General features: G+C 74.0%; 10 protein-coding genes. 4 read left to right on the top strand and 6 right to left on the bottom strand.

The window, feature by feature from the left end; all coding sequences use genetic code 11:
• The first annotated feature begins 11 nt into the window (after nt 1–11).
• On the top strand, nt 12–1421 hold the full coding sequence (gene hglS / locus IH45_RS0114740) for a 2-oxoadipate dioxygenase/decarboxylase (RefSeq protein WP_030667030.1): 1410 nt from the start codon (nt 12–14) through the stop codon (nt 1419–1421).
• A gap of 53 nt (nt 1422–1474) precedes the next feature.
• Nucleotides 1475–3025 carry an L-piperidine-6-carboxylate dehydrogenase gene (gene amaB / locus IH45_RS0114735; protein ID WP_030667029.1) on the top strand — a complete coding sequence of 517 codons (1551 nt, stop codon included), beginning with the start codon at nt 1475–1477 and terminating at the stop codon, nt 3023–3025.
• A 16-nt stretch (nt 3026–3041) separates the two neighbouring features.
• On the opposite strand, the gene IH45_RS01000000143650 is transcribed toward amaB, so the two are convergent.
• The 3 genes from IH45_RS01000000143650 to IH45_RS0114720 all read right to left on the bottom strand — a co-directional run bounded on the left by IH45_RS01000000143650 (nt 3042) and on the right by IH45_RS0114720 (nt 4465).
• Nucleotides 3042–3395 (bottom strand): STAS domain-containing protein, encoded by a 354-nt coding sequence (locus IH45_RS01000000143650; RefSeq protein ID WP_050514852.1) that lies wholly within the window; start codon nt 3393–3395, stop codon nt 3042–3044.
• Between the two features lie 229 nt (nt 3396–3624).
• Entirely contained in the window at nt 3625–3819 is a 195-nt protein-coding gene (locus tag IH45_RS0114725; protein ID WP_030667027.1) for an antitoxin, read from the bottom strand.
• Between the two features lie 130 nt (nt 3820–3949).
• Nucleotides 3950–4465 carry a DUF5949 family protein gene (locus IH45_RS0114720; RefSeq protein WP_030667026.1) on the bottom strand — a complete coding sequence of 172 codons (516 nt, stop codon included), beginning with the start codon at nt 4463–4465 and terminating at the stop codon, nt 3950–3952.
• A gap of 253 nt (nt 4466–4718) precedes the next feature.
• Between IH45_RS0114720 and IH45_RS0114715 the strand changes: the two genes are divergently transcribed.
• Nucleotides 4719–5159, top strand: coding sequence for a lysozyme family protein (locus IH45_RS0114715; protein ID WP_050514851.1), 441 nt, complete (start codon nt 4719–4721; stop codon nt 5157–5159).
• A gap of 33 nt (nt 5160–5192) precedes the next feature.
• On the opposite strand, the gene IH45_RS0114710 is transcribed toward IH45_RS0114715, so the two are convergent.
• The gene (locus IH45_RS0114710; protein WP_234440546.1) at nt 5193–5780 is read right to left on the bottom strand and encodes an AAA family ATPase; all 588 of its coding nucleotides are present in this window, start codon (nt 5778–5780) and stop codon (nt 5193–5195) included.
• Nucleotides 5781–5938: 158 nt separating this feature from the next.
• A complete protein-coding gene (locus tag IH45_RS0114705; RefSeq protein WP_032917462.1) occupies nt 5939–6655 on the bottom strand; it encodes a TetR/AcrR family transcriptional regulator C-terminal domain-containing protein in 717 nt (238 codons plus the stop codon).
• Between the two features lie 181 nt (nt 6656–6836).
• Between IH45_RS0114705 and IH45_RS0114700 the strand changes: the two genes are divergently transcribed.
• Entirely contained in the window at nt 6837–8594 is a 1758-nt protein-coding gene (locus IH45_RS0114700) for a CocE/NonD family hydrolase (RefSeq protein ID WP_078897560.1), read from the top strand.
• On the opposite strand, the gene IH45_RS0114695 is transcribed toward IH45_RS0114700, so the two are convergent.
• Nucleotides 8552–8938, bottom strand: a complete 387-nt coding sequence (locus IH45_RS0114695) for a nuclear transport factor 2 family protein (protein WP_030667017.1) — start codon at nt 8936–8938, stop codon at nt 8552–8554. The two genes, IH45_RS0114700 and IH45_RS0114695, sit on opposite strands and share 43 nt — an antisense overlap.
• Nucleotides 8939–9002 lie beyond the last annotated feature (64 nt).

The raw sequence follows: 9002 nt of genomic DNA, 5'->3' as shown, positions 1-9002 counted from the left end.
CGGGAGGACGCATGATCCCCGCCTGGCGGCTGCGCGCCGCCTTCGCCCGCCGGCTGTCCGGCATGTACGGTGCCGAAGTCCCCGCGTACACCACGCTCCTGGAGGTGGCGGGCGAGGTGAACGACGAGGTGGCGCGCCGCGATCCGGACGCCGGGAGGCTCGGTGCCCTCGCCCGGGTCACCGCGGAGCGGCACGGCGCCATCCGCGTCGGCACACCCCGCGAACTGCGCCGGGCCGCGCAGGTCTTCGCCGCCCTGGGCATGCACCCGGTGGGCTTCTACGACCTGCGGGACACCACCACCGGCGCGGTCCCGGTGGTCTCCACCGCCTTCAGGCCCGTCGAGCCCGAGGAACTGGCCCGCAACCCCTTCCGCGTCTTCACCTCCCTGCTCACCACCGCCGACCGCCGGTTCTTCGACGCCGGACTCCAGGCCCGGCTGGAAACCTTCCTGGACCGCCGCACCCTCTTCCCGCCGGAACTGCTCACGCTCGCCGAGCGCGCCGAACGCGAGCACGGCCTCGTACCGGACCAGGCAGAACGCTTCCTCACGCTGGCGGTCGCCGCCTTCGCACTGTCCCCGGAGCCGGTCGACCGCGCCTGGTACACCGAACTCGCCCGGGTCTCCGCCGTCGCCGCCGACATCGGCGGCGTCACCAGCACCCACATCAACCACCTCACCCCGCGCGTGCTGGACATCGACGCGCTCCACCGCCGGATGGCGGACCGCGGCATCACCATGATCGACGAGATCCAGGGGCCGCCCCGCTGGGACGGGCCCGACGTCCTGCTGCGGCAGACCTCGTTCCGCGCGCTGGACGAGGCCCGTACCTTCCGCGAACCGGACGGCAGCGTCACCACCGGCGCGCTGCGCGTGCGGTTCGGCGAGGTCGAAGCACGCGGCATCGCGCTCAGCCGCGCGGGCCGGGCCCGTTACGACGTGCTCACCGCCGAGACGGACCGGCGGCTCGCCGCGTCGGGACCCGGCGGCCCCACCCGGCCGGAAGTGGCGCGCGCCCTCTGGGAGGCCGGCTTCCCGCGTTCGGAACACCGGCTCGCCGTCGAAGGCCTCGGCTGCTTCACGTACGAACCCGCACCCGCGCGCCCGCGCGACGGACGGCGCCCGCCCGCCGACCTGGCCGGGCTGCTGGACCACGGCTGGCTGACCGCCCACCCCATCGTCTACGAGGACTTCCTGCCCCGCTCGGCCGCCGGGATCTTCCGCTCCAACCTGCCGGAGCAGGGCACGAGGGGCGCCGCGCGCACCGGTACGCCGTACGACGAACACCGGCTCGCCGAAGCCATCGGGCGCCCCGTCCACGACCCCTTCGAGATCTACGCGGCCCAGCAGCACGCTTCGCTGCGGCACGCCCTGGAGGTACTGGGCGCGGACGACGCCCTGCGCGCCCTGCACCCCTCCTGACCACCGCGTACCGGCACACCCCACCGCCCCGCGACCTTAGGAGCCACCCCGACGTGAGCACCCCCGACCAGCTCCCCGGCACCGAGGAACTCCGCGCCCTGGCCGCCGACCGGCTGCGCCGCTGCGGCGTCGGCGCCCTCCCGGAGAACACCGTCCCGGAGGGCACCGGCATCACCGCCCGTACGCCGCTCACCGGCGGCGTCCTGTACCGGCTGCCCGCCGCCACCGCCGAGCAGGCCGACGCCGCCGTCACCGCCGCCGAAGCGGCGTTCCGCGAGTGGCGCTCCGTCCCCGCGCCCCGGCGCGGCGCCCTGGTCAAGCGCCTCGGCGAGCTTCTGACGGCCCATCAGGACGACCTCGCCGACCTGGTCACCGTCGAGGCCGGCAAGATCCGTTCCGAAGCGCTCGGCGAGGTCCGCGAGATGACCGACGTCTGCGACTTCGCGGTCGGGCTGTCCCGGCAGCTCTACGGGCGCACCATGGCCTGCGAACGCCCGGGCCACCGCCTCGCGGAGACCTGGCACCCGCTCGGCGTGGCCGGTGTGCTGACCGCCTTCAACTTCCCCGTCGCCGTCTGGGCCTGGAACACCGCCGTGGCCCTGGTCTGCGGCGACCCGGTCGTCTGGAAGCCCTCCGAGCAGACCCCGCTGACCGCCCTGGCCTGCGACGCCCTGCTGGCCCGCGCGATCGCCGACACGGGCGCGCCGGCCGCGCTGCACCACCTGCTCCTCGGCGGCCGGGAGACCGGTGCGCTGCTCGCCGACGACCCGCGCGTCGCGCTGCTCAGCGCCACCGGGTCGGTCCGGATGGGGCGCGAGGTGGGGCCGCGGGTGGCCGCCCGCTTCGGCCGCTGCCTGCTCGAACTCGGCGGCAACAACGCCGCCGTGGTCACCCCGTCCGCCGACCTCGAACTCGCCGTACGCGGCATCATCTTCTCCGCCGCCGGCACCGCGGGCCAGCGCTGTACGACGCTGCGCCGGCTCATCGTCCACGAGGACGTCGCGGACCGCCTGACCGAGAAGATCGTGCACGCCTACCGTCAGCTCCCCGTCGGCAACCCCTTCGACGCGGCCACCCTCGTCGGCCCGCTGATCGGCCCGGCCGCCCACGCCGCCATGGGCAAGGCCCTGGACGCCGCCCGGGCCGACGGCGGCACCGTACTGACCGGCGGCGACCGCCACTTCGCCGACCAGGCGCCGGAGGCCGCCTACGTACGCCCGGCGGTCGTACGGATGCCGGCGCAGACCGGCATCGTCCGCGCGGAGACCTTCGCGCCCATCCTCTACGTCCTGACCTACCGCACCTTCGAAGAGGCGCTGGCCCTGCACAACGGCGTCCCGCAGGGCCTGTCGTCCAGCATCTTCACCCGGGACCAGCGCGAGGCCGAACGCTTCCTGGCCGCCGACGGCTCCGACTGCGGCATCGCCAACGTCAACATCGGCACCTCGGGCGCGGAGATCGGCGGCGCGTTCGGCGGCGAGAAGGAGACCGGCGGCGGCCGCGAATCCGGCTCGGACGCCTGGCGTTCGTACATGCGGCGGGCGACGAACACCGTGAACTACTCGGACGCGCTGCCGCTGGCGCAGGGCGTGACGTTCGGCTGATCCCGCCCGCCGCGCCTCAGTTGAGGGTACGCGCGGGCAGCAGCCGGTCGATCACGACGAAGCGCTCGTCGAGCGGCGCGAGGCGCAGCAGCCGGCGGACCACGGGGCGCGGGCTCAGCAGCACCAGCCGGCCCCCGCGGTCGACCACCCGCTCGCGCAGCCGGCAGATCAGGGCCAGGCCGCTGCAGTCCATGAAGGAGACCTGGCACAGATTGACGACGATCGTGCCCGGCCGGGGTGGCAGCGCCTCGCCGATGACGGGCTGCAAGGTCAGTGCCAGCGCGAGGTCCAGCTCGCCGCGCAGTGCCAGTACGAACTGGTCGCCGACCGTGTATGTGTGCAATGCCGTGTCGACGGTGCGTTCCGCCATGTCGCCCCCACCGGTGCGCAGGCCGCAGAGCGGCTTCTCGCTGTTGGCACCGGGGACCGGGGTGCGGAAAAACGGTAGCGGGATGTGTCCGAGGAGAATCGATCAGGCACGGTTGTATCCCTCGAACGGGTGAAGGCGTGTCGTGGCTCTTGACGAGTGAGCCGGAGCGTGACAAGAGTGCCGGGCCGGACGCCCTGACAGGCGGCGTCCGGCCCGGAACCGAGCGTGATCAGGACTGCGGCGGCCGGTCCTGGTCCTGATCGCTGCCGAACTGCTGCTTGAGCTTGTCCTGGGCCGAGTCCACCTGGCCGCTGTACTTGCCCTGCGACTTCTCGTCGACGAAGTCGCCGGCCTTGTCGACGCCCTTGCCGGCCTGGTCCTCGTGGCCCTTCAGCATCTGCTTGAGCTTGTCCATCACGGACATGAGTCGTCCTCCTCGCCACTGTCGCCCCCATGTCTCCAGGGTCACCGCCGACGGACGGATCCGCATCCGGGGTGGCGCGCTGCCGCACGGACCGGGCCGGGCGCGGCGCGGGCCGGCCGGCGCCGCGCGTTCAGGACGCGGCGGAACCCCGCAGGGTGCGCACGGGGATGAGGCAGTGCGCGGAACTCCTGATCACGCCTTCGTCGCCTGCGAAGGCCCGCAGCATGTCCTCGCTGACCGGGCCGCCCGGCCGCGCCTCGGGCCAGGGCCGGGTGGCGAACATGCCGTACACCTGCTTGCGGTGGTCGGCCGCCGCCAGCCACTCCGGCGGCACCGGGCACTGTGCGGTGAAGACCGGCATGGTCAGCACCGCCTGCCCGGCCTCGACGATCAGCGTCAGCGGGAGGCTGGGCGTGCGGGAGGCGTCCTGGAGCTCGCCGCCGACCAGCAGCCCGGCCTGGCCGAGCATCCTGCCCATGGCCTCCGTCCCGGCCTCCGGGCCGTCCTTGCCGTCCCCGAGGGAGTAGGAGAGCAGGAAGGGCACATCGTGACCGTCCTCGGGGTGGGCGCCGCTCCATCCGATCATCATGAGGGTGCCCAGCTGACTGTTCGGAGGGGTGCCGGTGGTGGTCTGGGATGTGGTCATGGCGGGCACCTTAGTGACCTCCGGGAGCCGTCGTGCGCGGGCTTCACCCGGTTGGACGAGCCCTGTCGGCATCCCAGCCGAACGAGACCCGCCCGGTCACCCGTACCGGCGACCGCACCGGCTCCGTACGCCCGCGGCAGCGGCGGCCGGCGGGGCGGCGGGCCGGTTCGCGCGCCGGGCGGACGGGCACCATGGGGGCAGGCCCGGCAGCGGGCCGCGGCGCGTGCCGGGCGGCGGAGGGGAGCGGGGGCCGGTGGAGCTTTCCGAGGTGGAGTACCACGACCCCGACGACGCGTCGGGCAAGGAGGCCATGGGCGCATACGCCCGGGTGGCGTGCGAACTGACCGGCATGGACCCGCGGTACGGCGTTCCGGCGCTGGTCACCATCGCGCGGCGGGAGTCCTCGTACAACCACCCGCGCTGGCGGGTGAACACCACCGACGGCAATGCCTGGGGGCCGGTCATGACGGACGGCCACCCGCGCAACTGCTCGCGCGGCGCGACCCAGTGCGTCCCGCCGACCTTCGCGGCGTACCACCTCGACGGCACGGCCCGCACCCCGTACGACGTGGTCGCGTGCATGGGCGCGACCATCGGGTACGTCCGCGACCGCTACGGCGTCAACACCTCCGGCTCGAACTTCGCGGAGCGGGTGCAGCAGGCCGACCCGACCCGGCCGCCGAAGGGCTACTGACCGGCCGCCGGCCGCGGACGCCGGGCGGACGGCTCAGGCGATGGCGCCTTCGGTCCAGGCGCGGGCCAGGATCTCGTCCACCGTCTGCTCGACGGTCTGCTCGGTGGTGTCCAGCCACAGCCCGATGGGCGGGGTGTGCTCGCGCAGCGCCGTATCGAGGTCCCGCACACTCCAGTCGGGCCCGTAGGCCGTCTTGGACCGGGTCGCCTCCCGCCGCTCGACCGCCGACGCGTCGGGCGTCAGGACGACCACCGCGAGCGGGCGGGTCCGGATGTGCTCGGCCATCTCGGTCAGGTGCTCGCCGAGCAGGATGTCCTGCGCGATCACGGTGAACCCGGCCTGCGCGTACTGGTCGGCACAGAGGGCCGTGAGCCGGTGCCGCAGCCGCAGCTGGGCGAGGGCGGTCTCACCGGCGTCCGGCGTCATCTCCGCCCGCCCCCGTACGACCATCCGCCGGAACGTGTCCCCCCGCAGATGCACCGACCGCTCCAGCCGCTCCGCGAGCGCCTGCGCCACGGTCGACTTCCCGGCCGCCTGAATCCCGGTCAGCACCACGACCCCCGGGCCGAGCCACGGCCCTCGCGGCGTTGCGGCATCGGCACCGGTGGAGTGTGCGGTCATGGTCGGCTGCCTTTCCGCAGGAGGGGCGGTACGGGCGGGACGGGCTGTGCGGGCCCTCCGCCGGGGCATCTTAGCGTTGGTGGATCATGCCGGGCAGCCGGTTTCCCGCGCTCGCGCGCCCTTGTTGCCGCTTGCGCCCGGTGCTCCGCCCGTCCGGCTCAGCCCGCCCCCGCAAGGCCGTTGATCATGCGGTCGAGGAGGCGGTCGAAGGTGGCGTCGGGGGAGGGGGCGGCGTCGGGTTCCGTCAGGGCGTGGGAGACGGTCGGGTAGGCGTCCGCGACGGCGGGGGAGCGCAGGTAGCGGGTCTGGGCTTCGTGGAATGCGTGGGCGGTGTTGCCCGCGTCACCCGCGTTGTCCGCGTTGTGGGCGGCCTGTTCCTGGGCGAGTTCGTGGGTGACGTGACTGGCCACGAAACCGGAGAGCAGGCTGAAGACCTCCAGCCCGGCCCGGGCGTCCAGGCCCGCGGGCGCCAGGACGGTGAGCGCGTACTCCAGGGCGGCGAGGGTGTTCGGGCCGAACGTCTGCCGTGCGGGCAGCGCGGCGGGCAGCCAGGGGTGGCGCCGCATGATCGCGCGCTGCTCGTGGAAGAGGCGGCGCAGGTCCGCGCGCCAGTCGCCGGACGGTTCGGGCAGCCGGTGGCCGCCGCCGACCTCGTCGATCATCAGCTCCAGCAGCGTCTCCTTGTTGGGCACATAGCTGTAGAGCGACATCGTGCCGGCCCCGATCCGGGCCGCGACCGCGCGCATCGTGACGGCGCCGAGCCCTTCGGCGTCGGCGAGGGCGACGGCCGCGGCGGTGACCGCGGCCCGGCTGTGGGCCGGCGGGCGGCCGCGCCGCGGACGTGCGGCCGGCGCCCACAAGGCCTCGGGATCCACCCCGGCAGCACGGCCTGATGTGCCTGTACGCGTCACGGCAACCTCTCTTCGCTGTCCGCGTCCATCCAACCATCCGCTATTGTCGTACGACGTACGGGAAATATGTCGGCCGGACGCCGGCCCGGTCGGGGAGTGGCCGGGCCGGCGGAACGAACCGGTCCGCACCAGGAATCGAGGCACCGTGACGACAGCGACGCACCACCCTTCCGCCCATTCCTCGTCCCGGAAGGCGGCCAGGAAGCCGCCCCTGCTCGCCCGGGCCGTGCGGCGCACCTGGCGCGGCATGCCGCCCCGGCAGTACGACGTCTCTTGCGAGCGGGGCCTCGTCGTGCCCGCCGCCGACGGCAGCCCGCTGCTGACCGACCATTACTTCCCCCGCGCCGACGGGGACTTCCCCACGCTGCTGGTCCGCTCCCCGTACGGCCGGGGCATTCCGTGGGCGCCCATGTTCGGCCTGCTCTTCGCGGAACAGGGCTTCCACGTCGTCCTGCAGAGTGCCCGTGGCACCGGCGGGTCCGGCGGGGAGTACGCCCTGTGGCAGCACGAGGCGGCCGACGGGCGGGCGGCCGTCGCGTGGCTGCGCGAACAGTCCTGGTTCACCGGCGTTCTCGGGACGATCGGGCCCAGCGCCCTCGGCTACGCCCAGTGGGCCCTCGCCGCCGACCCGCCGCCGGAACTGCGCGCGATGGTCGTCCAGGTCGGGCTGCACGACATCCACGGGTTCTTCTACCCCTCGGGCGGCCCCCTCGCCCTGGAGAGCGCTCTGGTTTCCGCGGTCGGGCGGCTGCATTACGGGCGGGGCGCCCTGGCCATGGTGCGGGCCGCGCTGCGCCTGCAACGCCACCTCCCCGCGATCACCCGCAAGCTGCCGCTCGGCGAGGCGTACGTACCCGGCCTGGGCGGCCGGGTGCCGTTCCTGGACGAGGCGATGGCCCGGCCCGACCGGGACGACGCCCACTGGCAGGGCGCGGACGCGGGCGCCGCTGCCGCGCACCCGGCCGTACCGACCAGCCTGATCACCGGCTGGTACGACGTGTGCCTCGACCAGACGCTGGAGCAGTACGACCGGCTGCGACGCGCCGGCTGCGACACCGCGCTGCTCGTCGGCCCCTGGACGCACAACTCCGCGATGCAGCAGGGCTGGCCCGAGGTCTTCGCCGAAAGCCTCGCCTGGCTGCGGGCCCACCTGTGCGACGACCCGTCCGGCCTGCGCGAGGCGCGGGCCCGTGTGCACGTGGGCGGCCGTCAGGAATGGCGCGACCTGCCCGACTGGCCACCGGCCGCTACGGGCCGCCGCTGGTACCTGACGGGCGACGGCCTGCTGAACGGCCGCGCTCCCGAGGCCGCGGCGCCTCCGGTGTCCTTCCGCTACGACCCGGCCGACCCGACGCCGTCGGTCGGCGGCCCCTTGCTGTCCCGGACGGCCGGTCCGCGCGACAATGCCGCCCTGGAGGCCCGGGACGACGTGCTGACCTTCACCACCCCGCCGCTCACCGAGCCGGCCGAGATCCTCGGCACGGCCGCCGTGCACCTGCGGGTCGGCGCCGACACCGGGCACGCCGACGTGTTCGTACGGCTCTGCGACGTGGACGAACGGGGCCGCTCGACCAACGTCTGCGACGGGATACGGCGCCTGGACCCCGCCACGGCCGCGCCCGGCCCGGCGGAAGTGACGGTGGACATGAGCCCCACCGCCCACTCCTTCGCCGCCGGGCACCGCATCCGCCTCCAGGTCAGCGGCGGCGCCCACCCGCGCTTCGCCCGCAACACCGGTACGGGCGAGCCCCTGGCGACGGCCACCCGGCTGGTGGCGACCGGGATCACCGTGCACCATCCGTCGGCGCTGGTCCTGCCGCGGGCGGAGCCCGTGACGGCGCCGCGGGAGAGCGGCGAACCTCAGACGAAGAAGGCGTTCATGCCGTCCACGTCGGACAGGTAGGTCTCGATGGCCGCGATCTTGCCGTCGCGCACCGTGCACACCGTGGACAGGTGCTCGTCCAGCACCGTGTCCCCGCGCCGTGCGGTGTTGTGCAGGGAGAGTGCCATGTTGCGGCGGCTGACGAGGATGTGGAGCAGGGTGAAGTTCACTCCGTACCCGGCGATCTTGCGGGCGTGTTCGACGATCGCGTCGGCGCCTTCCGCGGTGCCGGAGATCGTGTTGTCGCCGGGCAGCTCCCAGACCGCGTCGTCGTGCAGCAGGGAGCGGATCGCCGCCCAGTCGCCGGTGACGAGCGCGGCGTGGAACTGCTTGCCGAGGGAGTAGTTGTCCTGGTGGAGGGCCATGGGGGCTCCTTCGTGAGAGGGGCGCGGCAGGTCGGTCCGAACGGCCTGCCGCGCGTCAGTTCGT

This window comes from Streptomyces rimosus subsp. rimosus (genome assembly GCF_000720725.1).
Taxonomy (GTDB): domain Bacteria; phylum Actinomycetota; class Actinomycetes; order Streptomycetales; family Streptomycetaceae; genus Streptomyces; species Streptomyces rimosus_A.
Note: the sequence above shows the minus strand (reverse complement) of the source record. Positions and strands in the feature narration are given on the sequence as shown.

Coding starts and splice junctions, on each gene's coding strand:
- IH45_RS0114725 (WP_030667027.1), bottom strand. CDS start 3,819: ATGTCCGTGATGGACAAGCTCAAGCAGATGCTGAAGGGCCACGAGGAC.
- IH45_RS0114695 (WP_030667017.1), bottom strand. CDS start 8,938: ATGGCCCTCCACCAGGACAACTACTCCCTCGGCAAGCAGTTCCACGCC.
- IH45_RS0114720 (WP_030667026.1), bottom strand. CDS start 4,465: ATGACCACATCCCAGACCACCACCGGCACCCCTCCGAACAGTCAGCTG.
- IH45_RS01000000143650 (WP_050514852.1), bottom strand. CDS start 3,395: ATGGCGGAACGCACCGTCGACACGGCATTGCACACATACACGGTCGGC.
- IH45_RS0114710 (WP_234440546.1), bottom strand. CDS start 5,780: ATGACCGCACACTCCACCGGTGCCGATGCCGCAACGCCGCGAGGGCCG.
- hglS (WP_030667030.1), top strand. CDS start 12: ATGATCCCCGCCTGGCGGCTGCGCGCCGCCTTCGCCCGCCGGCTGTCC.